At 34.4% G+C, this 25,907-nt stretch carries 25 protein-coding genes and 1 riboswitch; of the genes, 7 read left to right on the top strand and 18 right to left on the bottom strand.

Annotated elements, in window-relative coordinates; genetic code table 11:
- The first annotated feature begins 9 nt into the window (after nt 1–9).
- Entirely contained in the window at nt 10–867 is an 858-nt protein-coding gene (locus LDK52_RS02530; RefSeq protein ID WP_277584383.1) for a polysaccharide deacetylase family protein, read from the top strand.
- Between the two features lie 220 nt (nt 868–1,087).
- Here the strand turns inward: LDK52_RS02530 and metA are convergent, their stop codons facing one another.
- The 8 genes from metA to LDK52_RS02495 all read right to left on the bottom strand — a co-directional run bounded on the left by metA (nt 1,088) and on the right by LDK52_RS02495 (nt 9,722).
- Nucleotides 1,088–1,996, bottom strand: a complete 909-nt coding sequence (gene metA / locus LDK52_RS02525) for a homoserine O-acetyltransferase MetA (protein ID WP_277584382.1) — start codon at nt 1,994–1,996, stop codon at nt 1,088–1,090.
- 75 nt (nt 1,997–2,071) lie between these two features.
- Nucleotides 2,072–2,177: riboswitch (SAM riboswitch) on the bottom strand.
- Between the two features lie 65 nt (nt 2,178–2,242).
- Nucleotides 2,243–4,249, bottom strand: coding sequence for a methyl-accepting chemotaxis protein (locus LDK52_RS02520; protein WP_277584381.1), 2,007 nt, complete (start codon nt 4,247–4,249; stop codon nt 2,243–2,245).
- A gap of 177 nt (nt 4,250–4,426) precedes the next feature.
- Nucleotides 4,427–6,289, bottom strand: a complete 1,863-nt coding sequence (gene abc-f / locus LDK52_RS02515; protein ID WP_277584380.1) for a ribosomal protection-like ABC-F family protein — start codon at nt 6,287–6,289, stop codon at nt 4,427–4,429.
- A gap of 119 nt (nt 6,290–6,408) precedes the next feature.
- On the bottom strand, nt 6,409–6,531 hold the full coding sequence (locus LDK52_RS20005; RefSeq protein WP_320415335.1) for an RAxF-45 family protein: 123 nt from the start codon (nt 6,529–6,531) through the stop codon (nt 6,409–6,411).
- Nucleotides 6,532–6,602: 71 nt separating this feature from the next.
- Entirely contained in the window at nt 6,603–6,836 is a 234-nt protein-coding gene (locus LDK52_RS02510) for a hypothetical protein (protein WP_277584379.1), read from the bottom strand.
- 281 nt (nt 6,837–7,117) lie between these two features.
- Nucleotides 7,118–7,510 carry a sporulation protein gene (locus LDK52_RS02505; RefSeq protein ID WP_277584378.1) on the bottom strand — a complete coding sequence of 131 codons (393 nt, stop codon included), beginning with the start codon at nt 7,508–7,510 and terminating at the stop codon, nt 7,118–7,120.
- A 5-nt stretch (nt 7,511–7,515) separates the two neighbouring features.
- Entirely contained in the window at nt 7,516–8,709 is a 1,194-nt protein-coding gene (locus LDK52_RS02500; protein ID WP_277584377.1) for an AI-2E family transporter, read from the bottom strand.
- A gap of 71 nt (nt 8,710–8,780) precedes the next feature.
- On the bottom strand, nt 8,781–9,722 hold the full coding sequence (locus LDK52_RS02495; RefSeq protein WP_277584376.1) for an LCP family protein: 942 nt from the start codon (nt 9,720–9,722) through the stop codon (nt 8,781–8,783).
- A 142-nt stretch (nt 9,723–9,864) separates the two neighbouring features.
- Here LDK52_RS02495 and msrA point away from each other — a divergent pair, with 142 nt between their 5' ends.
- Nucleotides 9,865–10,383, top strand: a complete 519-nt coding sequence (gene msrA / locus LDK52_RS02490; protein ID WP_277584375.1) for a peptide-methionine (S)-S-oxide reductase MsrA — start codon at nt 9,865–9,867, stop codon at nt 10,381–10,383.
- Nucleotides 10,384–10,936: 553 nt separating this feature from the next.
- Here the strand turns inward: msrA and LDK52_RS02485 are convergent.
- The 3 genes from LDK52_RS02485 to LDK52_RS02475 form a co-directional block, all read right to left on the bottom strand.
- Nucleotides 10,937–11,290, bottom strand: coding sequence for a hypothetical protein (locus tag LDK52_RS02485; RefSeq protein WP_277584374.1), 354 nt, complete (start codon nt 11,288–11,290; stop codon nt 10,937–10,939).
- 253 nt (nt 11,291–11,543) lie between these two features.
- Nucleotides 11,544–12,959 (bottom strand): M48 family metallopeptidase, encoded by a 1,416-nt coding sequence (locus LDK52_RS02480; RefSeq protein ID WP_277584373.1) that lies wholly within the window; start codon nt 12,957–12,959, stop codon nt 11,544–11,546.
- Nucleotides 12,960–13,119: 160 nt separating this feature from the next.
- Nucleotides 13,120–14,199: a hypothetical protein gene (locus tag LDK52_RS02475; RefSeq protein ID WP_277584372.1), complete on the bottom strand. Its 1,080-nt coding sequence runs from the start codon at nt 14,197–14,199 to the stop codon at nt 13,120–13,122.
- A gap of 622 nt (nt 14,200–14,821) precedes the next feature.
- Here LDK52_RS02475 and LDK52_RS02470 point away from each other — a divergent pair.
- On the top strand, nt 14,822–16,423 hold the full coding sequence (locus LDK52_RS02470) for an ABC-F family ATP-binding cassette domain-containing protein (protein ID WP_277584371.1): 1,602 nt from the start codon (nt 14,822–14,824) through the stop codon (nt 16,421–16,423).
- Between the two features lie 165 nt (nt 16,424–16,588).
- On the opposite strand, the gene LDK52_RS02465 is transcribed toward LDK52_RS02470, so the two are convergent.
- Nucleotides 16,589–16,873 carry a hypothetical protein gene (locus LDK52_RS02465; RefSeq protein WP_277584370.1) on the bottom strand — a complete coding sequence of 95 codons (285 nt, stop codon included), beginning with the start codon at nt 16,871–16,873 and terminating at the stop codon, nt 16,589–16,591.
- 526 nt (nt 16,874–17,399) lie between these two features.
- On the opposite strand from LDK52_RS02465, the gene LDK52_RS02460 reads away from it, so the two are divergent.
- Nucleotides 17,400–17,942 (top strand): tetratricopeptide repeat protein, encoded by a 543-nt coding sequence (locus LDK52_RS02460; protein ID WP_277584369.1) that lies wholly within the window; start codon nt 17,400–17,402, stop codon nt 17,940–17,942.
- A gap of 501 nt (nt 17,943–18,443) precedes the next feature.
- Here the strand turns inward: LDK52_RS02460 and LDK52_RS02455 are convergent.
- The 4 genes from LDK52_RS02455 to LDK52_RS02440 all read right to left on the bottom strand — a co-directional run bounded on the left by LDK52_RS02455 (nt 18,444) and on the right by LDK52_RS02440 (nt 20,839).
- Nucleotides 18,444–18,947 (bottom strand): YkvA family protein, encoded by a 504-nt coding sequence (locus LDK52_RS02455; protein ID WP_320415332.1) that lies wholly within the window; start codon nt 18,945–18,947, stop codon nt 18,444–18,446.
- Nucleotides 18,948–19,198: 251 nt separating this feature from the next.
- Nucleotides 19,199–20,029, bottom strand: coding sequence for an STAS domain-containing protein (locus LDK52_RS02450; RefSeq protein ID WP_277584367.1), 831 nt, complete (start codon nt 20,027–20,029; stop codon nt 19,199–19,201).
- A 145-nt stretch (nt 20,030–20,174) separates the two neighbouring features.
- Nucleotides 20,175–20,375 carry a cold-shock protein gene (locus tag LDK52_RS02445; protein WP_090561394.1) on the bottom strand — a complete coding sequence of 67 codons (201 nt, stop codon included), beginning with the start codon at nt 20,373–20,375 and terminating at the stop codon, nt 20,175–20,177.
- Between the two features lie 185 nt (nt 20,376–20,560).
- The gene (locus LDK52_RS02440; RefSeq protein WP_277584366.1) at nt 20,561–20,839 is read right to left on the bottom strand and encodes a DUF1033 family protein; all 279 of its coding nucleotides are present in this window, start codon (nt 20,837–20,839) and stop codon (nt 20,561–20,563) included.
- A 160-nt stretch (nt 20,840–20,999) separates the two neighbouring features.
- Here LDK52_RS02440 and LDK52_RS02435 point away from each other — a divergent pair, with 160 nt between their 5' ends.
- The 3 genes from LDK52_RS02435 to LDK52_RS02425 all read left to right on the top strand — a co-directional run bounded on the left by LDK52_RS02435 (nt 21,000) and on the right by LDK52_RS02425 (nt 23,190).
- The gene (locus LDK52_RS02435) at nt 21,000–21,281 is read left to right on the top strand and encodes an acylphosphatase (protein WP_277584365.1); all 282 of its coding nucleotides are present in this window, start codon (nt 21,000–21,002) and stop codon (nt 21,279–21,281) included.
- 69 nt (nt 21,282–21,350) lie between these two features.
- Nucleotides 21,351–22,031 carry a 5-bromo-4-chloroindolyl phosphate hydrolysis family protein gene (locus LDK52_RS02430; RefSeq protein ID WP_277584364.1) on the top strand — a complete coding sequence of 227 codons (681 nt, stop codon included), beginning with the start codon at nt 21,351–21,353 and terminating at the stop codon, nt 22,029–22,031.
- Nucleotides 22,003–23,190, top strand: a complete 1,188-nt coding sequence (locus LDK52_RS02425; RefSeq protein ID WP_277584363.1) for a toxic anion resistance protein — start codon at nt 22,003–22,005, stop codon at nt 23,188–23,190. Before LDK52_RS02430 ends, LDK52_RS02425 begins: the two co-directional genes overlap by 29 nt.
- A gap of 112 nt (nt 23,191–23,302) precedes the next feature.
- On the opposite strand, the gene LDK52_RS02420 is transcribed toward LDK52_RS02425, so the two are convergent.
- A complete protein-coding gene (locus tag LDK52_RS02420; protein WP_277584362.1) occupies nt 23,303–23,875 on the bottom strand; it encodes a GNAT family N-acetyltransferase in 573 nt (190 codons plus the stop codon).
- 145 nt (nt 23,876–24,020) lie between these two features.
- Nucleotides 24,021–25,904, bottom strand: coding sequence for a vWA domain-containing protein (locus LDK52_RS02415; protein WP_277584361.1), 1,884 nt, complete (start codon nt 25,902–25,904; stop codon nt 24,021–24,023).
- Between the last annotated feature and the right edge of the window lie 3 nt (nt 25,905–25,907).

The following is a 25,907-nucleotide window of genomic DNA, read 5'->3' as shown; positions in this document are numbered from 1 at the left end:
GATGAATGAATGAAGGTTCGAATATTCAAGTGGTTGTTGCTTGCCGGGTTTTTATTTTATTTTCATATAACAGTTGTCTTGACTGTTTATGCGAATGAGGATCCCTTGGTAAATGTATCGCGGCAATGGATACGAGATAATCCGGAAGAAAATTTTCCTGACTTTAAAGGAGGATATGAAAATCCAGAGCCGGAACGTCAGCAGCCTGTTGACCTGAGAATTTTACAACAACGGTATCCAGATATATTTTTCTTACAAGGTCCTACTGATCAAAAACGTGTTGCTTTAACTTTTGATGATGGTCCTGACCCTCGTTTTACAAATGATGTATTAGATGTATTAAACCAGTATAAGGTACCAGCAACATTCTTCACGTTAGGTTCAAAAGCTGTTTCTAATCCCGAAATTGTAAAGCAAATTCAAAACGGGGGTCATGTAATCGGAAACCATACGTACTCCCATCCTAACCTTGTCGAAGAATCCGACCTCGAAACCCTAGAGCGGGAAGTAACTAGAACGGAAGATGCTCTTAACGACATTATTGGTTACCGAACAAAGTTATTTAGACCACCATATGGCTTCTTATACAATGAATTAGTTGAAAAGCTTGGCGAAATGAACTATTACGTGATTGCCTGGTCGGTTGATTCGTTGGATTGGCAGGAAGACCCGCCGGAAGTTATTGCTTCGAATGTATTAGACAACATTCATCCAGGCGCGATTATTCTGATGCACGATGGGGCAGAATCGGGTGGCGATCGAACCAATACAATAAAATCTCTTCACCAAATTATCCCGACACTGCAAGAGCAAGGCTACGAGTTTGTCACGGTTCCAGAATTGTTGAATATTCCATTTGAGAAATAGAATGTATCTCTTCTATTTCTTTTTATTACTGGTTTTATTAAATTCCCAACCCAAAGATAGTCTGCCTTGTATCTAAAAATGTACCCTATATATAAAATGATTTATTGGATATTCTACACTTAGTTGGACAATTAAGTTAAGAGCGAGAACACAATAAGTTAGGAGAATCTACTATGTCCCAAAAAAGAAGCCGGACGTTTTTTTGCCTGATCTTTCTTAGTCATTCCCATTCATAAGGAGTTTCTTGGTATACATAATAATTCAGCCAATTGGAAAATAGTAGATGCGTATGCGAACGCCATGAGTTTATTGGTTTTTGGGTTGGATCATCGTTTGGAAAATAGTTTTCTGGAACATCAATGTCCACACCTTTTTGGATATCTCTTTGATATTCGTCTGCAAGTGTAGTTGCATCATACTCCAAGTGACCAGTAATCATAATATTCTTTTTATCTTTGGAAATTACGAGGAAAACACCTGCATCATCTGATTTAGAAAGCAATAGTAATCGAGGATCTTGTTTAATCTCGTCGTAAGACACGGCAGTGTAACGTGAAACTGGCGCATTAAATTCATCATTAAATCCTCGGACTATACGGATGGTTGGATCGGATAACCGGTGACTAAACACCCCGAAACATTTTTTAGGTAGGTCATATTTTCCAATGCCATAATGATGATATAGAGCAGCCTGTGCCCCCCAACAAATATGCAGAACAGAGGTCACATTCGTTTTGGACCAATCCATTATTTTCGTCATTTCACTCCAGTAATTAACATCTTCAAATGATAAATGCTCAATTGGCGCACCTGTGATAATCATTCCGTCATACTTTCGATGTTTGATATCCTGGAAGGTTGTATAAAAAGTATCCAAATGTGTTTTACTCACATTTTTTGAATCATGTGTTGCCATATGTAAAAAGCTCACGTTTACTTGTAAAGATGTATTCCCTAATAGTCGTAGTAATTGAAGCTCGGTTTTTTCTTTTTCTGGCATTAGATTCACAATAATGATGTTCAATGGGCGAATATCTTGGGCTATCGCTCGATCAGTATCCATGATAAATATTTTTTCTTTTTTTAGATGTTCAGCTGCAGGCAATTGTTTTGGTATATTTATTGGCAACTAATTCTCCTCCTTTAAATTCAAAAACCCTCTTTTCCTAGTAATAAGAAAAGAGGGTGAACATTTTGCTCTCAATTCTTATCTTTCAAGAAATTATCTTGTAGGAGTTAGCACCTTTCTGACAAGTCAGAGGTTGCTGAAGCTTCAACGGGCCATGTCCCTTAGCTTCTCTTGATAAGAGTTATTAAATTATACTGTTCTTCATTAGAAAATATTAACACTTGTTTTCAAATATTTCAACTTCTTTTAAACTTTAAAACGATTAACTGCATCCGCTAGATTATCACTAAGCTCTGTTAAGGTCTCGGATGCTTGAGCTACCGATTGAATTGCTCGTAGCTGCTCATCTGATGATGCACTTACTTCTTCACAGGCTGCAGCAGTTTGCTCCGATGTTGCAGCCATTACTTGAATCGTGTCTACTACCTGATCTTTATAGCTAGAAACCTGTTCGATTTCTGCGGACACTGCATCAATGGAAGCTTGTAAACTATTCATCAGTAAAGATATGTCACTGAATGTCACTTCTGTATCGGTTACAACAGATCCTTGCGCACGGAATGTTGTGATTGTATCTACCATTTGTTCCCCTACAATATGTGATTCACTCTGCAGCTCTGTAATAGTTTGTTTCACTTCCTCTGTCGCTTTGGCAGATTGCTCTGCAAGTTTTCGTACTTCATCTGCAACAACTGCAAATCCCTTTCCATGCTCCCCTGCACGAGCTGCTTCAATACTTGCATTCAATGCGAGTAGATTCGTCTGTGCAGAGATTTGCATAATTGTTTCCATGACGCTACCAATTGCATTTACTCTAACTTCCAAAGTAGTGAACAAAGTAGACATAGAAATAAGATTGGACTCCCAGTTTTGGAAGGAAGACTTCAATTCTCTCATTTGGTTTTGTCCATTTACGTTCATCGAGTTTGCTTTAGTAGCAATCTCAGACATCATTTCTGATTTTTCATTGATGAGATTTATTTGCTCACTTAAGTGAACGGAGTTCTCCGTTACTTCCCCAGCATCTTCCGCAGATTTAGAGGCACCTTCCGCAATCTCGCTAACAGCTAATGATACTTGCTCTGCAGAAGCATTTGTTTCTTCGGCTACCGCACTTAAACTTTCGGAATTCGATTGAACATTACTAGCAGACTCTTTTACTACTTGAATGATTTCTTTCATGTTTGTAGCCATTTTATTAAAGTTGGTTGCTAACTGACCGATTTCGTCCTTGGATTTTATATTTGCTTGAACTGTTAAGTCTCCAGCAGCCATTGAATCCATTAACTTTTTCAATTGTTCGATTGGTTTTAAGATATGACTTATTAAGAAAAATAATACAACAAAAATTAACACCTCAATAGTTAAAGCAACCGTAATGATAAGTGAACGAATACTATCCGCTGTTTGTTGAATCTTAGCTTCCTCATAAACAGCTCCTACCTTCCAATCTAAACCTGGTAAAGTTGTGTATATAGTAGTTGTATGAGTGCCATCCGTTAAGCCAGTCACATTTCCACTTTCATAGGTACTAGAAAGCATTTTTTTCACGGATGAAACCTCAGATAAGTTTTCTCCAAATAATATTGGATGTACAATCGCATTACCATCTCCATCTACAATAACCGGATAACCATCGTACCCTAACTCACTGTCTGCTAACGTTTCTGTTAACTTTGACAATAAAATATCAATGGCAAGTACACCGACCACTTGGCCATTTTTAATTACTGCTTTCGCACCAGAAATAGCATATTCACCAGAAGCTACATCTACAAAAGGTTTAGACCAGCTGAAATTATCTTTGTCGGAGATGGCGTTTTTATACCATTCTCTTGAAGTTGGATCAAAATCTGATCCCAGGTCTGCTTCTGGTATTATTTCAATTGATTTATCTGGAAAAGCTATATATACAGAAGCTACAGCATCATATATTGAAGCAAATTCATTGAATCTAGTATCTAAGTTTTTTTCTAATTGATTGGCTAATGCTTCATTTGTAGCTTTAGTGTTATTTTCAAAATCAACAACATCATTTGAAGTGGATAGTTGCAATACCCCTTTTTCATAAGCGGCTAAATAATTCTGAATGGATGAGGACATTTCTTTTACAATAACTTGGCTCTGATCAATTAAGTCTTTTTCAGTTTTTTCACTTATAGATTTCGTACTAATACTTATTAATGATGCCATACTAATGAATATTAATAACATTACAGAAACAATTATTTTCCACTTGATCGATTTTCTCATTCCACATCTTCTCTCTATATAAAAGTTGGATACCCTACAATATACCTACTTCATTTTGCGGGGTATTTATCTCATTATATAGGACCAAGGTATGAATATTAATATTTTGAAATATACATTTATTTGATAAATAAGTAAATTCATAATTATGTCTTTTTAACTATATTGTCTATTTCATTACATATCGTCCTCGGACTCTATCCATTCGATTGTTAGATTTTCTAGTTCGCGTTCTTTTACCTGGATAGATTCCAAAAGACTCTCATATGTTGCCCAATCACTTTCTATTTCCATTCGCTCTTTTAATAGGGAAATCTCTTTCTCTAATGAGTGAATTTCTTCCTCCATATTTCTCTCTACTATTCGTTTGTTCATTGGTTTTATTACTTTATCTTTTTTGACAGGAATTTCAATGACTACTTTCTCCTCCCACTTTTCTCGAGCCCACTCGTATGGTCCTTCAAAAGTAGATAGCTTTCCTTCTTCCAACCAGGCAGTTTTCGGAAATAATTTATTTAAAAAATAGCGGTCATGAGATACAGCTAAAATAGTTCCATCAAAATCAGCTAAAGCATCTTCAAGCACCTCTCTGGAATCGATATCTAAATGGTTTGTTGGTTCATCGAGAATTAGTAGATTAATATCCTGGTGCATGAGCTGCGCTAGGCGAAGTCTCATCCGCTCACCTCCGCTTAAATCACCAATCCTTTTAAATACTTCTGGTCCGTAAAACATAAACTTCGCAAGAATATGACGAGCGTCTCCTTCCACCATATTTAACTCACTTCGAAACACATCAATTAGTCTCGCTTTTGGATCCTGGATTTCAAAATGCTGGGATAGATAACCTACACGGACATTACTACCTAACCGCGCTTCTCCTTGATCGATAGATATCTCACCACGTAGCAGGTTTAATATAGTGGATTTTCCAGAGCCGTTTCGGCCGACAATCGCCACCCGCTCCTTCCAATAAACATTAAGCTGCGCATTTTCTAACAAGACCTTATCACCAAATGATTTGTATATATTTTTCATCAAAACTACTTCTTTCCCACTTCTAGATGCAAATTCAAACGAAAGCTCCATCTTTTTTGGATCGATTAGTGGTTTTCTTACTTTCACCATCCGCTCTAGCGCTCTTTCCATATTTCGTGCTTGACGAAATAACTTTGGATTTGGTGGCATCGCTTCATTTGCCCATTGTCTTAAACGTCTGATCGCTTCTTTCATTTTTTTGATCTTTTTCTGCTGTTCCTCATACTCTTGGAACTCACGCATTAATCTTGCTTCCTTTTCCAAAATAAAGGAAGAATAATTACCATGATAAAGAGAAATCTCGCCATCCTCTAAATCAGCAATTTTGGTCACAACCTTATCTAAAAAGTATCGGTCATGCGCGATGATTACAACAGTTCCTGAATAGCCAATCAAATATTGTTCCAACCATTCAACTGCGAATATATCTAAATGGTTGGTTGGTTCATCCAATAACAATAAATCTGGATTCGACAGTAATATCTTTCCTAGCATTATTTTCGTCTGTTCCCCACCACTCAAACTTGTAAAGGATTGGTTAACGAATCCTGAAAGCTGAAGTCCCTGGACTACTTTTTCAATTTCAGCATCCATTGTGTAACCGCCTAACAGCGTAAACTGTTCTTGAATTTCTCCGTATTGTTGGAGCAGTCGCTCCATCTCACCTGAGACGACAGTTGCCATTTGTTGCTCCATCTGAATCATTTTCTTTTGTAACTCTGTAATACTTTGAAAAGCAGTATGGAGAACGTCCAGACCAGTGATATTCTCAGAATACGTTGGTATTTGAGCCAAATAACCGATCGATGTACCTTTCTTAAAGTGAATAGACCCTTCGTCAGGCTTTTCACTGCCCGCTAATAATTTAAATAATGTAGTCTTACCTGTTCCATTTCGCCCAACAATGGCTAACCTGTCTCCAGTTTTTATTTCTAGCGACAAGTTTTCGAAAATGGTATTTCCTCCGAGCATTTTAGTTATATTTTGTATAGTACAGATCATGATGAACGCTTCCCTTCGATTCTTTATGAGCTGGAAGCAAGTCTTTTTTCGCAACAAAAAAAGACTGTCTAAAAAGCACAGTCTTTTCGTTACCTTGTTGGATCCGAAAGAATGACTTCTCAGCTATGATTATTACTATGGAAATGGCTAAAAATAGACAGAACTATCCCGTTGTTAGCATTTTCATGAGTAATCGCACAAGAGGTTGATAAAAATTCCAACATAAATAATTGTGCATTCATAGCATTTTTCATTCTTTCTTCACCTCCGTTCGAATTAGTTAAATAAATAATAGCATAACTATTCATACAATTCAATCGTTATTTTCTTTCGGTTTTTCAATAGTGGCATCATTGAAACCATCCATTTTAGGAATACCTACATCATTTTCTTCATTAACCTCTTCATTCCCAGTGTTTGGAATATTTTGATCTAGGTTGTTTACTTTCGTCTCTTCTTTAGGATGATCATTGGAATTCCTTTGGTCTCCACAGGCTGTAAGGATGAAACAGGAAATAATAAGTATCGTAATCAATTGTTTGATCATTGTAAGTTTGCCTCCTAATTTATAATTAGAATGGTCAACTTTAAAGTGTTTATACAAACAAAAATTATGTAATTGACGTACGCAATTCAATGGAAATGGGTAACTTTCCCTTTCCGCAAGTAAACCCAACTTACGAGCAAGTAAACTACCAGCGAGCGCAAGTTATTTGAAATTGTTAGCGTGTAAACCCAACTTGAACGCTAGTAAATGGCTCTACTTCACTCACTTAGTAAAATTACCCAAAAGAAAAAACTCCAGCTCAATGCCGGAGTTTTAAAAAATTATTCTTCAATATCAAAATATATTTCATCTTCATCGTTAAACTCAGATCCATTTTCAAATAACACGGTCGTTCTTAAAATAAGTTTCGTTACATCCTCCGTACTAACTGGAATCCATCTTTTATCTGGCATAATCTCAAAAGGAATCATTTGCATATCCTTTGATGCAGCTCCTCCTACTAGCTCAATAGAGTGCTTCGATACAATTTTCGGTGATCCGTCAGTAGAAAGTTTAAATACTTCTAATTTAATATTTTCCACTGATTCATCATGAACTCCTTCAATATAAATTGTACCCGACAGATTAATACCATGCTCAATATAAGGATGATCAACAATAGTATCTATCTTTATTGATTGTACTTCTATGGAAGATTCAAACTTCTTCGTCATTATTCTCAGTCCACCTTGTGATTTGTATACTCGTAATGATTTTCAATAACTGGTTCAAACTTATTATAACGCTTTTTAAACATAGAATAAAAGTGTGAAACAATAACTTTTACTATGGCATATCCTGGAATCCCTAAAATTACACCTGGAACACCAAATAAGGAACCTGCTGTAATAAGAACAAAAATAATGGTAATTGGATGCACATGTAATGATTTACCCATTATTTGAGGTGAGATAAACTTACCTTCTATTAACTGAACGACTGTCCAAACGACTGCCAACCCAGCAAGTAATAATGGTGAAGTTACTAGCGCTATTATTACTGCGGGGGTAATAGCAATTACCGGACCTAGATATGGTACCACACTTGTAACCATCGCAATAACTCCGAGTAAAAGTGCATACGGCATACCAATAATTGTAAATCCAATAAAAATCATAAATCCAATACACATAGACACGAGTATTTGTCCTTGAATATATGAGCTAATTTGTCTATCTATACCTGTAAATACTTCCTGTAAATCATCCCGCATTCTTGGAGGAAATAATTTCATCACGTATTGAGGTAAATTTTCACCATCTTTTAATAAATAAAAGACAATAAACGGAACAGTTACAATCGCTAACACGAAGCTTGTTAATACTCCTACTATAGAGGAAATTCCAGTTGCTATCCCTGTCACAGTATTTTGCATAAATTGCCCAATTTCATCTGGAAGTCCATTTAATACAGACGAAACGTCATTTTCAATTTGCAAATAATAGTCCTTAAAAATAGATGTTCTTAAGAATGCATCTAGGTCATTGAATAACTGGATAAAATATGAAGGCAACTCATCCACTAGTCTGGAAATTTCACCTTTTAAAAAAGGAAAGACTAAAAATACAAGTAAAGTGACTAAACCGACCAATACTAAGAAAATAATAAGAATTCCCCAGATACGTTTAATTTTTATCTTTTCCAATAAACGCAGAATCGGTCGTAATAAGTAATACACAATTACAGCTAAAATTATTGGTAAAATGACGTTGCCTAGAAATACCGTTAAAGGAACAAATATAAAGGAAATTTCATCATAAATCATAATAACCAAACCAATCATAAGTAAAAGAACTAATGAAAAGACTGTATTACGTCCACCTAAGAATTTTATGTATCTTGTAGAAAAAAAAGAAGGTTTTTCTGGCTCCATTTCTATCAAACTTCCTTTCTATATATATTTATATTACGGAGGAAAAATAAATATGGCAACGTTAAAGCAAGTTATTTTTCTAAAAACTCTGTAATTGCTGCTTTATTCACTTCTTTGTCGAGTACAATGACGGATCCAGCATGACTATAGTTCTTGAATGTATAAGTCCCTTCGACTGGGATTGTCATTTTTTCCATTTCTAACTTCCCACTTACAACTGCATCTAACACACGTTTTGTTTTGTCAGAACGTGAATAATCAGTTTGGATATATCCTTCCGTAGCACCAATGAATTTAGGTAAATTCGGAATGTTTTCATACGATAACAGTTCATCCTTTAAGATTTCCATCACCATTTGTTGTCTACCAACTCGTCCAAAGTCTCCTTCGTTATCCGAACGGAAGCGAGCATAACCGAGTAGTCCTTGTCCATTTAGGTTTTGTTGTCCTTTCGTTAATGTGACACCAATTTTTTCAGACATATCCTTCTCTACATTTACCGGAATACCATCTGGTGCAATAATGTCAACTAAGGATTCAAAGCTACTAAAATCGATTAATGCATAGTGATGAATGGGTAAGCCGAACATCCCTTGCATAGTATCTTTAAGTAATTGTACTTTTCCTAGATAGAAGGCTGTATTTAATTTATAAGATTCATAACCCGGAATTTCAGCATATATATCACGCATGAATGAAATTACTTTCACATCATTATTTTGCTTATCCCAAGAAAAAATCATCATCGTATCTGTCCTTGCTTTATCTTGACCTCTGGAATCCACACCGAGAACCAAGATATTTTCACGTTCCCCTTTTTTAAGTTTATCTCCCTTAAAATCCATTGGTACTTTTTGTTCTGTATCTGCTAATTTATAACCACTAGAATATTGAGTGAAAGTGTAAATACCAATTCCTATTGCTAGAAACAATAATAGCGTAAAAAGTATGCGTCCAATTCTAGGACGTCTTTTTCTTCGACTTCGTCTAGTCTGCTGTAGTTCTTCTTCCATCTTGTAATCTCCCCTTTATACACTAATAATAACGTATTTCAGCCAATATAGTTTCAGATTTTTGTACAACTACTTAACTAGTGGTAATATTTATTTTACATTATGAAAAATACAATAAGTGAAATTAATAGGAGGAATACATATGATAGAAAAAGCAACATTTGCAGGAGGATGTTTTTGGTGCATGGTCAAACCATTTGATACTTGGGAAGGCATACATAAAGTAACTTCTGGATATATGGGCGGACATCTCGATAACCCAACATATGAAGATGTGAAAAAAGGTAATACCGGCCATCTTGAAGTCGTAGAAATACAATTTGATCCAAGCATCTTCTCTTACAATCAATTATTAGAAATTTTTTGGCAACAAATTGATCCTACAGATGATGGTGGTCAATTCCAAGATCGAGGAGAAAGTTATCGAGCTTCCATATTTGTTCATTCTGAGGAACAACGAGAGCTTGCGGAGCAATCGAAACAACAGCTTGCTGCAAGTGGAAAGTTCTCTAAGCCTATTGTTACCGAAATTCGTGATGCTAAAACATTTTATGAAGCGGAAGAGTATCATCAAGACTTCTATAAAAAAAGCCCTTCTCATTACAAAGAGGATCGTGCACAATCCGGTAGAGATGAATTTATAGAGAAAAACTGGAAATAGATTAATTATAAACATTTATGAACATTGCAAAATTTTCATTTAACTTTTTGCTGATATTTCCAATATAAATAAGAAAAACCGGAAAAAAAACGCCTGGTCCTCTAGGATCTAAACCTGTTTCTACTGTTTTCGAAGGGCTTTGTACAGATTTATTGCTATATAATTACCATTTGATTTTTTAAAGATGCTGGTCGTGACTCAAGTCACGATCAGCATCTTATTTTCTCGGTAATCTTATGGCTATTAACTGTCCGTCTCCCTTCTACAACTTTTAGAAACGGGTTAGTTCATTTTTGGGGTAACTAGAGAAAAGATACTACCCTAATAATTGAGGATAGATGATGACAGTCTAAGTACGCGACATCGTGGTGCTCCTGCGCAAAGCTCGTCGCAAAATAAAAAAACATTTCGCAACGACTGCCTGACCCGCATCGTGCAGTTCTTCTGTCGCTATTAAATCGAGAGAAATCTATTTTATTTCACCATGTAAGTTTCTGTGGCCTTGGAAATTTGTATTGGACCCATTCTCAACAAAGCAAAACGATTTATTCCTTTATTTAAAGGCATAAAGGAATAAGCCTAAATATAATGGTCCGACAAAGAATATTGAAGTGAGTCCAAAAATCACAATTTTTATGGCTTGCGGTCCATCATCATGAATTACTTCTTCATTGAACTTTTTAAAACCAAATACGAAATCCCATAATAATCCAATTACGAACACACACTTCCAAAGAAGAGGAGTAAGAATCTGATTATTCGTAACATAACCAAATAAACCTATCCAAGTTATTACGGAAAAAATAAAGTCAAATATTTCAAAAGAAGTTTTAAAACCTTTAAAAATTATTCCAATTGTACCTATTGCAAGAACCCCTAAATAGAACAACCAAAAAATAGTAATCATTTTATACCAACTTCCTAATATCTATCCCATTTGTTTTATACAAGTAAATCTTTTATTAATGACATCTTTATATCTTAATATATACATGTACTATGGTCTGTTTATCAATCAATAAAATATTTTTAGAATTTTTATTATTATTCTAAAAAATTATATAGTTTCCAGCAATCGAATCGTGCAGGGATCTTTTATTACTTTAAAGCCCAATCATGATTGACCCACAATCATTATTAAGATAGAGGGACTTACCATGTTACTGTTTCCGTTGAAAGTCATTATTGATATTTTTCAAAAATTCTGCAATTTCACGTTCGCCCGACTGAACTGCGACCATATGTGCTGTCATACCTTGGGAATCTTTTATGTTGGGATCCGCACCTAGATCGAGGAGTAGCTTGACAGTTTCCAAATCAGAACTGTATATCGCATAAAATAATGCTGTCATTCCGTTGTATTCTTGGTAATTTGGATCCCCACCCCCTTCAACAAGGATTCTAACCATATTCGGATCCCCTATTTCACCAGCCGTCATTAAAGCAGTCATTCCATAACTGCTTTCATAATTCGAATCGGCACCTGAGCTAAGCAACAATTCTACCATTTTGGGGTTACCGCCTTTAACTGCCCAGTCTAGTGCCGTATTTCCATAAAAATCTTCCTGATTTACGTCTTCTCCTTTTTCAATCAACTGATTTACCTTATCTAGTTTATCACTCGCCACTGCGGCGATAAAAGACGAAATTTCTTCTTCAACTACAGCTATCTCTTCAAACTCTTCCATCGAATAAGATAAGGGGAATTCTCTTACTAAATAGTAAGATCCTACTGATAAAATCAACAATGAAATCAACGATACAATGCCAAAAACCCAGCCTGTCTTTGACTTTTTCGGATGAATCAATACCTGTTCTGTTTCTCCAAACAGATGGTTGATCTCGTTTATTCGTTTTGGCAATGGTGGATGGGTAGATAAAACCTCACTAAGCCAGACAAAGAACCCTTTTTCATGATTTAATTGCTCCAAATATTCACCCCGGTTGACATGTAAATAAAGGTTTTTTCCAATTGCAAGCATGGTCAGACTGTTTTTTGATGCCTCATGATTTCCTGTATAAAAGGCAGCATATCGGTCACAAGTATATTCACAAGCCTTTAAATAAAGTTCCGAGATTCCCGGTATCCACATTGCAGGCAATATAAACATTTGCTTAGACAGATGATTTCGCTTAATATGAGCAAGTTCATGAGCAAGGATAAAATTTAGCTCATCTTCATTATTAGTATTAACAAGCTCAAAGATTTCGGCATAGATGACTACCATATTTCTTCTGAAAAAACGGGTTGCAAAGGCATTTAGCATTCCTCCAGACTGCATGACATAAATGTCAGGAACTTTAGAGATACCCATTTTTGCACATAACCCCTCAGCTGTTTTATAGACCTCAGGAAACTGCACTGCACTCAATTTAACAGCGTTTGTCCGAATGTTTCCAATCATTAGGGCATTAAGGAACAAAGAAATTATAGATATACCTAGCAAAATTAGAATCCCGAAAATCGACAGGGTCAAGGCGATATAAGAGAAAATACTAATTATAAATACAATCCAAAAATATTTATTCTCATTTTTATAGATCAAGTCTTTTGGTAAAAGCGTATGTTCATTCATTATGTATCTCCTTAAGTAGTTAAGAATATCGTGACCGATTATACTCCTTTGAATAAGTAAATTTAAGTTTTGTTTATGAAAACACCAAAAAAATTATTCATAAAAAACTGCAGCAAAACTCGTGGATCTATGAGTTTTGCTGCAGTAAAAAATCACTTTATTATTGCACGTCTAATATGTCAAGATATTTCCAGTTACCAGAATCATCTTTTTCTAAAAGATAAACGAAAGTAATTTCAAGTTCTTCTTTTTCATCGATAGTCGACTTTTCATCTTGGATTACAAGTGCTATTCCATCTGTAATATATTGAATCTCTAGACCTAGAGTTTCGTATTTTACGTCAAAGTCTTTAAATGTTGTTTCTATTTCTGTTTTAAGGTTTGCATAATCAGGATATTCTTCGCTATATAGGCCAAACATACCCTCTAGATCTTCGGCACTCGCGTATTCATCTGATTTTTTAAAGAATTCTATAATTTCTTTTTCTTGGGCAATAAAGTTTGAATCTCTTTTAATACTTACTTGGTAAGCATCATATAAAACGCTATTGATCGCCTCATCTTCAATTTTATCCAACAAGTTGAAGAATTCTATAACATGTGTCTCTACTGTTTTTTGATCTGTATTTTTAGTGATCATCTTGTCTAGTTCATCTACGTGCATCTTCGCAGTAATTACATTTTTAGAAGATTGAAGTGCCTTTTCTCCAGGAGTTTTATATTGAGTAAGTATTGCATCACGAGTAGATTTACCGTACACACGATATAGTAAAATTGCTTGTTTACGAATCTCGCTCGATAAATCATGGTAACTTCTTTCGGTCAAATCTGATGTTGGATTTGCTGCGTATAGAGAACTAAAATGGTTTGCTTTATCTACAATTTTCTTTCCAGAAGTAATTGCATCAATATATCCTATTGCACGGTTATATTGTTTCCCAACATTTTCTTCAAGACGTTTTTCTAACTTTACTTTATCCTTCACACTTGCTTTAGCAATCTCATTTTTTGCCTTTAAATAAGCATCTTTTGTTAAGTTAAAAATTTTCATATCTGGATATTTAATTTCTTTAGTAAGCTCATAAGAGATTTGCCATTTTAATGCTCCTGCATGTTGTTCTGCTGTTCTCACGAAAGATTCGGCTTTTGTGATTGATTCTGCTTCTACAGTAGAAAAAGGTGTGACCACGCTCGCACCTATAATTACTGTCGCTAATAAAACTGATAATATTTTTTTCATACATACTTCTCCTACAATATAATTAGTCTTACAAAAGATATCTTTATATAAGCCTAATTTAGATTATAGTACTTTTAAATTTCCATCTAGTTAAACATAATGGTTAAGTATCCATATGATGGAAATAGAAATGTTTCAAAGTCTAATTTTTGATTAGTTAAATCACCTCTCACACCTTAGTAAATAGTTAAAATATAGATTTCTAATCCTATTTTTACAATATAGGAATTCTTTTTTGGAAGATGAGGAATTCTTTACAGATTACAATTTTAAATTACTCACTCACTTTAAATGCTTTAATTATAAAAAGTTGTGATTTTTCATATCTTCCAACGAGCTATAATCTTACTCAAACATCCTCTTGGCGCAAACCTAATTGAAATAGTTCTACATTAGAGGAAACTCTCTAGTTGAAAATCCTCGTGTAAGTTATGCCTCATTAGACTGACCACAAAATTTAAATAGTACAATACCACTACAATGTCCTCCGTTAAATTCCAATAAGATTTACTATTGGGAATAATATAACTAAAAATATATTTATTTTACTATGTATAAGAATTCCTAGTAACCCTAAATTCATGCTATAATAAGGTCATTGTGAATTTTAGGAGGTACTAGCATGATTGCAGTAAGTAACATAAGTCTTCGTTTTGGTGACCGTAAGTTGTTCGAAGACGTAAATATAAAGTTTACACCAGGAAATTGTTATGGATTGATTGGTGCAAATGGAGCAGGTAAGTCAACATTTATCAAAATTTTGTCTGGTGAGATTGAGGCCCAAGAAGGCAATGTCATTATGAACCCAGATGAACGTTTAGCTATTTTAAAACAAAATCACTTCGAATACGAAGAATACAATGTTTTAGAGACAGTTATGATGGGGCACAAACGTTTATATGAAGTAATGAATGAAAAAAATGCTATCTACATGAAAGAAGATTTTTCAGACGAAGATGGTATGCGTGCAGCCGAGCTAGAAGGCGAATTCGCTGACTTAAACGGTTGGGAAGCAGAATCAGAAGCAGCAATCCTTTTACAAGGTCTTGGTATTCCTGATGAACTTCATCAAAAGAAAATGGCTGATTTAACTGGTTCGGAAAAGGTAAAAGTTCTTTTATCTCAAGCCCTTTTCGGTAAACCAGATGTACTTTTACTAGATGAGCCTACTAACCATTTAGACATTAAAGCTATTCAATGGTTGGAAGATTTCCTTATTAACTTTGATAATACTGTTATCGTAGTATCCCATGACCGTCATTTCTTGAACAAAGTATGTACACATATTGCGGATTTAGATTTCAGTAAAATTCAAGTTTACGTTGGGAACTATGATTTCTGGTATGAATCTAGTCAACTTGCCGGCAAATTAGCTAACGATCAAAATAGTAAAAAAGAAGAAAAAATTAAAGAACTTCAAGCATTTATTGCTCGATTTAGTGCCAATGCCTCTAAATCTAAACAAGCAACATCACGTAAGAAAATGCTAGACAAAATAGAGCTAGATGATATTAGACCTTCATCTCGTAAATACCCATATGTTAACTTCTCTATGAAACGTGACATCGGGAATGATGTATTACAAGTACAAGATCTAGGCCATTCTACAGCAGACAAAAAACTCTTCTCCAACTTCAGCTTCACATTGAATAAAGAAGACAAAATTATTCTTATAGGCGATGAATTAGCAAAATCTGCATTATTACGTATATTAGCAGAAGAAGAAGAGCCAAAAGAAGGTTCCATACGTTGGGGTGTCACAACAACACGTGCCTACTTCCCACTTGATAATGCAAAATACTTCGAAGGCAATGAACCATCATTAGTAGATTGGTTACGCCAGTATTCACCAGATGATGAAAGTGAAACATTCCTACGAGGATTCCTTGGACGTATGCTTTTCTCAGGGGAAGAAGTGAAGAAAAAACCTTCCGTTCTTTCAGGTGGAGAAAAAGTACGTTGTATGCTTTCTAAAATGATGCTTTCGGAATCGAACGTATTATTACTAGATGAGCCAACAAATCACTTGGACCTTGAGTCTATTCAAGCATTGAATAATGGTCTTACCGTATTCAAAGGCGCAATGATCTTCACTTCACATGACCATCAGTTTATCCAAACAATTGCTAATCGTGTAATTGAAATCCGTGAAGACGGGTCTATCTTAGATAAACAATTATCGTACGATGAGTTCCTAGAGTGGAAAGATTCGCAAAACTTATAAGCATTAAAAGAGTACAGGATTGTGACGATGTCATGATCCTGTACTCTTTTTTTGTATTAATGTAGTTAATCTGCATGAGCCAATCTCTTGTCGTTTTCTATTTTTGACAAGGAAGAAAACATAAAGATTTAGACATTAATTACACACTGATGCTACAATAAGTAATTATTTTTTATTTTTTAGTTCTAAAAATACAGGTGCTAAATTTAGTACGATAGAAAAAATTGTTAGAAACCATAACGCCTTTTCCATAGTAGGTACAACATCCAATAAAGCCGACCAATCTTCACTTTTTACCCAACTAGCAGCAAGGCTATGTTCTGCACATAGTGTCAATGCTGTAAATGATAATCCCAAAGCCATCGCAAGTTTATAATCTTTTCCTTTTTTGTACATATAAAGATTTATAAAAGTTGCTACCACAGCAATAATTCCTAATATTAACCACATAATTATACCTCCTTATATTTTCATTTGAGATAATATTTATCTGCGGAAATTTATTATAAGGTACAGTTATCATATTTCGAAATTTGACCCGTTTATTGAATATACAGTCCTCTTATCATCTATTTAAGCACAAAGTCCCTTGTCCCCTTCAACGTTTTCAATTATTTCAGAACTACTTTCAAGGAAACTGAGGAAGTTTAAGTACAATATTTCACAAACTAGCTTCTGAATATCAAAATGCCATCGGATAATGGTCAGGATTTACTATGTCTAAAACTCTTCTACTTCGCGAATTTTATCGTTACTCTTTTAAGTAACTGATGATTCCGAAAATTAATTGACATTTGTTTCCATGATCATTACTATAAAGAGGAACCTTGTGTTCATTCCTAATTTCTAAGGAGGATTAAGGGCTCATGATACTATTTTCACAAAATCACTTTCAAAATTAATAATTTTCCCGAGAATATTGTGTTTACAATGTTACTTTGCCATTTGCAATACTACATTTGAGGGAGTTTTAAAAATGAATGATAAAATAATAAATACTTCGGATAAAACAAATTTGCATTTACTTTTAGAAAAAGCAATTGAATTGCGTGAAGAAGGGCGCGCTAAGCAAGACCAAGACATTCTGAAGAAAGCGCGAACTCTGCTTTTAGAAATGGTCGCTACCTATCCAGATCACGCTGAAGTCAACTATCAGACAGGAATTGTTCATGATAATTCTGGATACTCGAAGGAAGCTATCCTCTATTATGTAAAGGCTCTCGAGCTAGGTCTCACAAAACAGGATCTTCAAAGATGTTTACTGGGTCTTGGCAGTACCTACCGAGCTTTGGGTTACTATCCAGAAGCAGTTGAAACTTTACGACGTGGTGTGACAGAGTTTCCGGAACATCGCGGCCTACAAATTTTTTACTCAATGGCTCTGTACAATTCAAAAAACTATAAACAGGCAATGGAAATTGCTTTGACCAACTTGATGGAAACAACGTCTGATGAACATCTTCAGTACTTCAAAAGAGGGATTTCCTACTATGCTCAACACCTTGATGAAACCTGGTGATAATTGAAAATTATAAAGCCAGAGGTTCTTATTTGATTCTAATTAGTTCTCTTTTAACATAGTTAAATAACATATTTTAATGCAATTAAACTAAAACGCAGTGCAATTCGTGAATGAATTCCTACTGCGTTTTTTATGTATACAAAGTTGTTTTATAAGGGTTGTTTTCAACAAATGTGTTCCAATAATTTTTTCCATATTTTTCACTGCCTATATCTTTTTCTTTAACTAAACGCCTCGATAGTTTAAGTAGCACCTTCACAATCTTTATTACTACATTTATATCTTACCACATCGTTACTCAATTCCCTTTAATTGTCAATAAATTTAGAAGGACGCAAAAAAAGCACTGCTAAAACAGTGCTAATTTCACAAAAATATTGTGTTATTTATATCCATAATTGGTTTGTTATTTGAGTGTTTTGTACCCCTCAACTGAACGGGTTGTAAAAAGATAGCATTTCTTTTTTATACTGAAGTTCTATTCTATTTGTCCAAGGACTAGTTTTTAGACAACTTAGCCTGTTTTGAAGTCTTCATAAATCGACCCAGTAGAGATCTAGCTGGTAATTTACCTAGCATTGTATCACTTGTTTCAGATACCTTCTTCAATACATTTAATAATTTTTCATCTCCAGCCCAGTTTTCTTCTATCACTTCTGGAGAAAATTTATTTATTAACATATTCACTACAAAAGTAGCTACAATAATATCGTCTATAAAACCACCTGGTCCAATTAAACCTTCCGGTAATATATCCACGGGAGCGATGAAATACAATATCCCACTGCCAATGAGTGTTTTACTCTTAGCATCTAATCGATCATCAAACATTGACTTAACCAATAAGTGAAATAGATCCGGTGCAAACAGAAGATATGGAGTAAACTTCCCTGCTTTACCCGATTTACTGTCCACATATTTTGTGATTTTAGAACGTAATTTTATATAGAAGTCTTTCTGTTCCTCGTATGTTGGTAGTTCTTTTTTGAGTTCTACATTCATGGTCATATCCCCTTCCTCTATTCACTATACCAAAAAAAGACAAATTGAAACATTATAAGCCTTCCATCGTCTAATCCTCAAGCAATGATCTTGTTTAGAAACAAAGCTTATACTATAAGGAGGAGGAAATATCATGAAAAAACTTATGGTAACGCTAATTCCAATTATCCTTCTTATTTCATGTGCGAATGAACTGTCGTGAAAAGCACCATTTCATCGAGAAATGGTGCTTTTAGGGTTTTGTCTCAACCTTATTCTTTATTAATTAGGTATTTATTCAATGCTTGTTGCAAAGTCCCAAAGGTTTGTGTTTCTTTATCAAATTTAATGCCCAATTGAATCATTTGTCGAACCACATCCGGTCTTAAACCAGTAATAACTGCACGGCAGCCCATCATCGAAGTACCATAGATGATTTTCATTAAATGATCTATTACTTCTGTTTCCATTTCCTTAATTCCGGATAAATCTATTATTAGAGTTTGAATATGTAAACGACCAATCTCCGTTAACACCTTTTCCTCTAATATACTTGTTCTAAAAGTATCTACTGACCCGATTAACGGTAAGATACATATAGATGGTGTAATCGGTATAATTGGTACAGAAAGGGATTCCACCACTTTCCGTTGTGAAGAAATAAGTGCATCTTTATAAGTAGAGTAGTTAATAAAGAATTCATTTAAAAAGTAATCTATTTGATTGTTAATCTGTTTTTCTAACTCAAAAAATGTAACAATTGAAATCGCCTGTATTTCATTACTATATTTTTGTATGAAAATCCACAATGTTCTTCTTATCGCCTGAATCCATTCCAATTTAAACGATAGTGTTAAAGAAAATGTAGCCCACGCAACACCCTCTTGCTTTGCAAATGCACTTAATTTATCCTGTTTATTTCCGTCAATAATAAAATGAGTAAGATTATGAGCATTATTGATCAAGTCAATATCTCCAACCCTCAAAATATCATTGATTTTCTCTCTAACATTTACAGCTTGGTTTAATAAATATTTTTCGAAATTGTTTTTATTTTCCTCTAAATACTCTTTTAACTTATGGTCAAGTAATGCCTCATCCAAAAAAATTGCCCCCTAACAAAGTAGTACACACTAACTTTTATACCCTTAGCGAAAAATTAATAAACCTACTACTAATTACAATTGAGCGGTTATGTATCAGATAATGAAAGAGAAGCCCATCCTAAAGATGGGCTTCTCTTTCCGCTTATAGTTTTGTAACGTTCGCAGCTTGGGGGCCGCGGTTACCTTCAACTACTTCAAATTCAACTTTTTGTCCTTCTTCAAGTGATTTGAATCCTTCTCCTTGAATTGCTGAGAAGTGCACGAATACATCATTTTCACCTTCTACTTCGATAAAACCAAATCCTTTTTCTGCGTTAAACCATTTTACTGTACCTTGTTTCATTCAATTACCTCCAAAAAATTAATCAATACGTGAAAAAATTCACATATCCCATGAAGTACCGACTCACATCGATCACTTCATAGGATATGTGAATAATTATTTCGGTATTTTTCACTTTAATTGTTACATAAATTATATCAACTATTACAATTTAGTCAATGAATATTTTTATAATTCAAAATATTTCAACGTAAGTCATTCCATATTAAACCATGATATATTTGTAAATCATCGTCACATGATTCACAAAAGCATACTTCTTTCTCTGACCAGAAAGCCCAGTATTTGTTATGCTTTCCTTTTTCTTTTGGAAATCTGTCACGTAATTCTACTAATTTTGCTTTTAGAAAAAGTTGTGCCTCTGTTTCATTTTCAAAAACATGTTTTTCCACAATTTGCTTTTCCCAACCTTCAAATAGCCACCATGGCTCATAGTCTGCTTTCATATAAATTACTTCAAACATTTGCATCGCCTCTAACATTTTTTATTAACTCATATTCTACTGCTCTTATATTAAATGTCTACTTAAACGGCTTAGGAATTTATAAATTGAAAATTGGTACTTTTTGAGTTAAGTTATAGATAATGATTATACTATTAACTACTGATTAGGAGACTATGTGATGAAAAAGCGAGCTTATATTCAAATGCATGGTGATGTGGATGGAGTAGGTTTTCGATTTTTAGTGAAACAAAAAGCTCAATCACTCGGATTAAAAGGTTACTGCAAACAAACGGTGGACAAACTGATCGTTATTGATATAGAAGGCGATACAAAACAATTAAATCATTTTTTAGAATATATACAAAAAGGTGTCTCTCCTTTATCTCTAACAAATGCTTTTAGACTGGAATTGTTTGAGGAGTTAAAAGGATATACCTCTATGGAATCAGATATCGTTTAATATTATTTGTAAATGAAACCTTATTCCCATTGAAACGTATATAGTAGTATAGAAAAAGGAGGTAAAATCATGACTGAAGTAATTCAAACCTTCATACGCCATTGCATATTAAATATACCGATCATGATCACTTCTTGGTTAATTTTCTATTTTTCAATTAATAGTGGATTTTTGTGGAGCTCGGCTTTAGCAATAGGTGTATATATTATTTCTAATTTTACGATTAAAAAAATACAGCAAAGAAGCATTATGAAAAAACATCAAATGTCTCTTTCTGAGTATTTTCACATTCAACAACAATTAAAAGAAGCAAATAAAAAGATAAAAGCTTTAAATAGTCAGTATTTGAAAGTGCGTTCTATCAGCTCATTTAAACAATTATTTGAAATGAATCGTTTAGCAAAACGGATTATTGCACTTGTTAAATCTAATCCAAAGAAATTTTATCAAGCTGAAAAATTCTTTTATGCACATTTAGATTCTGCGGTCGAGCTAACATCAAAATATACGTTCTTAGTTTCACAACCGGTGAAGAACAAAGAAATGAAATTAGCATTACAAGACACACGTGATACATTAGAATCAATTAGTACAGTTATGGAAGAAGATTTAAATAATGTACTAGCCTCTGATGTAGAACTCCTTAAAATGGAACTCGATTTTGCTAAATTATCCGTTAAACAGACAGAAAAACCTTTATATTTAGAAGGAGAATCAGAAAATGAGCGAAAAGTTATCGAATACAAGTGATGATATATTAATGGACGAATTATTATCTAGTCCATTTAATTTGGATACTACCAAACCCCAAGTTGTTTCCATAGAAAAAGAAGCTGCTCCAACTAAATTGATTGATCGATTATCAGAAGCGGAGCAACAAAAGGCTCGCCAACTTGCAGAACAAATTCCTGCTGGTGACTACGAAGCAATTCTAACGTACGGTGCAAATGCACAAGCAGAGCTTACACGCTTTTCCCACCAGATGTTAGACCATGTGCAAAAAAAGGATATTGGACCAGTTGGAGATATTTTAAGTGATTTGATGAATAAATTATCTGAGATTAATCCTGATGAACTATCCACTGAGAAAAAAACAGGTATTAAACGATTATTTAGTCGTGTCAATCGCTCGGTACAGGAACTAATGACAAAATATCAGAAACTAAGTACACAAATAGATCGAATTGGTATTCAACTAGAGCACTCTAAACGCGGCCTTGTTGAGGACGTGCAAATGCTTAATAAACTGTACGACCAAAATAAAACATATTTCCAAGCATTGAACGTATATATTGCAGCAGCAGAATTAAAACGAGATGACATAGTGAATGTAACGATTCCAGAATTAAGACGTAAAGCAGAACTATCCAATGATCAAATGGCATATCAAGAAGTAAATGATATGGCTCAATTTGTAGATCGATTAGAAAAAAGAGTGTATGATTTGCAGTTATCCCGACAAATAACCATTCAAAGTGCACCGCAAATTCGCATGATCCAGCAAACCAATCAAACACTTGCGGAAAAAATTCAGTCATCTATTATGACATCTATCCCACTTTGGAAAAATCAAATAGCTATAGCCTTAACATTAAATCGTCAGCAAAAAGCGGTTGCAGCTCAAAAACAAGTTACACAAACAACGAATGACCTATTACTGAAAAACTCGGAAATGCTAAAGGTCAATAGCATTGAAACCGCAAAAGAAAATGAACGCGGTATTGTAGAAATTGATACATTGAAGAAAACTCAAGAAAACCTACTTCAAACAATTGAGGAAACGATGCGTATTCAAGCAGATGGCCGTATTAAACGAAAAGCAGCAGAAATAGAAATCGGCCGCATGGAAGAAGAATTGAAACAACGCCTTCTACTTATAGCAGACCAATCTAAAAACCGCTCTTCTTAAGAAGGTATAGACTACTAACGAACAACTACTATATTTGGTGAAAATAAAAAGAATTCATATTAAATCATCATTGATTTAATATGAATTCTTTTCTTCATGTAGGAAAAACACTTCAGTAGTTTTTCAACATGTTTTTCTTATTCTCATCAGTAAACACTAATACTTCATGAGAAGCATCATAGGAATCACCATAAAAATCTTCATCTTTATACGTGTGAATATTTTCATAGGTCCATTTCATCGCTTTATAAATTGCATATTCATCCTGCTCTGATGGAGACCAATATAGAATTTCCAAAATGGTATTTTCACCAGTTGCCAGTGAACGACGCGAATAACCAATACGGGTGGCATGTTTGAATTCTTCACGCGCATAAAACTTTAGACGCTTTTCTGAGTCTGTATCTCCGTAGTTTTTAGGTTCTACTTCTAATAATATAACCTTATTTTTCACTTTTAATTGATTTAATAATTTACGACCAAGTCCTTCTCCACGAGCTTCTTTAGACACAAATAAATAGTCCACAAAGATAAAGTTTTCAAATTCTACGTACATTAATACATGCTTTGGACCTTCATCTTTTATATACACATTTTCTTTATCAACTAAAAGTGTTTCCATATGAACTTTCGATTTCATTTCATCGACTGGAAAATATTGATTGAGCTTTTCATACCAATTCATTCGGAACATCTCTCCTTCTAAAAATTGTATTTAGCTCGGTGATTTTCTATGAATGAAATTTATCAGGAATAAAATCACCGAAAAAAATCCTCGATTATATATATTCCCTATTGTATGATTTATAAACATATAAGATATAACTCTTTTAAGAACTTTGCACAACTAGATGTAGCATTTTGCGAAGTAAACGAAGTGTTTCCTCCGAAAATTTTTGTAATGAAGATGCGGTAGCTGATTTCTTATCAAAGATTAATCGAAATAAATTCAACTGCTCCTCTGTTGCCTCTTGATCATTTAAAAATAAATGTAAAACCGTAATACCCCGTTGCTCTTGCTCTAATACTGCCTCTGCAGTATCCATAATCCCATTTTGTGCATAACCAAATGCAGAAGGTTCCCCGTCTGAAAATACAAGAAGGAACTTATGAGTTTCCGATCTATGCTTTAAACGATTCCCCATCCATCTTATAGCAAACCCATCTCTATTATCTTCATGGGCAACCATGGAAAGAATATCTAAACCGTTATCCTGTTGCCCATCCTCTAACTTATGAATCCATTCAAAGGTGTTCGGTTGGGAAGTTTCTGTTGCCTCATAAGCATCTTCAAAATGTAGGACAATTTCATGCGTAATTTTTAGCTCTCTTAATACATCATGAAAAAGTAAAACAGCTTTTTTAGTTTCTTCCATCTTGTCCTGCATTGAAGCAGACCCATCCACTAACAAACCAAATACAGCATTTAATTGAATGCTTGGTGCATTCTTTTTATAAAAGGGTTTAGGTCTTTCCTCTGTCCAAAGAGCTGTCAATTTAGTAGATAATCTTCCCTTTGTTAAGTTAGTTCGTTTATCTATCCGTTTTTGATCTAACCGTTTTTTCATCTCTTGCACAAATGCCTTAACATATGGCGCGGACTCCTGACGGTACTTGTATAGGTGATGCTTATTGTCAGATGGATTAGTAAGCTCAATACGCTGTTCCTTGTAAACAACATTCGTATGTTCTTTACCAAAGGATTTCCCAGCTTTTTTCAAGTCACTGGATTGATCTTTGTCCGTCTGATCCACTTGCCCTTCTTTACTGTTCCCACTTGACTGACCCTTTCCAGTCATCGTAATATCATGACCCTCTTGTCCTTCTTCCGCATCAATTGCTTGTTCCGCTTTTCCATCTCTTCCATGCTCTAATTCATATTGAAGGTGGACACCGTCTTCCTGCTCATTTTCTCGATGCCAGGATCGAAATATCTCTTCAATCGTATCTTTCTCGCCCTCTTCACCAGGTTCTGAGTTTTTTACCCCTCGATGATAATGAAAATCCTTAGGCGGTAAACTTTTGTAAGAAATAATTGCATAGTATTGCAGTAAGCTATCCTCTTTCAGATATTCATTCAATAGTACATACATTTGATAAACTAAATCAATGGAATACTGAGTTGAATTAGACTCATATACTTTTTGAATAATAGTATTTGTAAGCTTAAAGGAATCTGGTCCCTGCACGTACATAGTCCCTTCGTAAAGGGAAATATATAAATAACTAATAAAGGCATCCGCTAAAAAACCTTTTTGTATACTTACGCGAAGCTGCTGTTTATGAAAATCCAAATAGGTTTGAATACGAATGTTGAATGTTTTTTGTGTGCCAATTCTCTTTTTCTGAATCATTTCAATCATTCGAAACTCTTCTATACAAAACAACAACTGATCCATGAATTTAGGGAGATTATTTGGTTTCTCCTCCTGAAAATACTGCCACTTTAATACATCAAATAGCTTCCAAAATCCATCTGCCATAATAAAAATATCGGACATTCTACCAGCATGCATCACATGTTCCTCACGATGTCTCCAAAACACACTCAAAGATATAGTCTGTTCCGCTGGTTGAAATTCTATCAATTTACGTTCATTTATTGCCAATAAATTGTTTTTAGTTAAAGCCTTGGCTACATTTTCATAATGCATTAGCTGTCTTGCATCTATCATTTCATTATTGAACTGTATAAAACGGTCAACTGAACCCATTGA

The sequence above is a fragment of the Psychrobacillus antarcticus genome (assembly GCF_029533155.1).
In the GTDB taxonomy this organism is placed as follows: domain Bacteria; phylum Bacillota; class Bacilli; order Bacillales_A; family Planococcaceae; genus Psychrobacillus; species Psychrobacillus antarcticus.
Note: the sequence above shows the minus strand (reverse complement) of the source record. Positions and strands in the feature narration are given on the sequence as shown.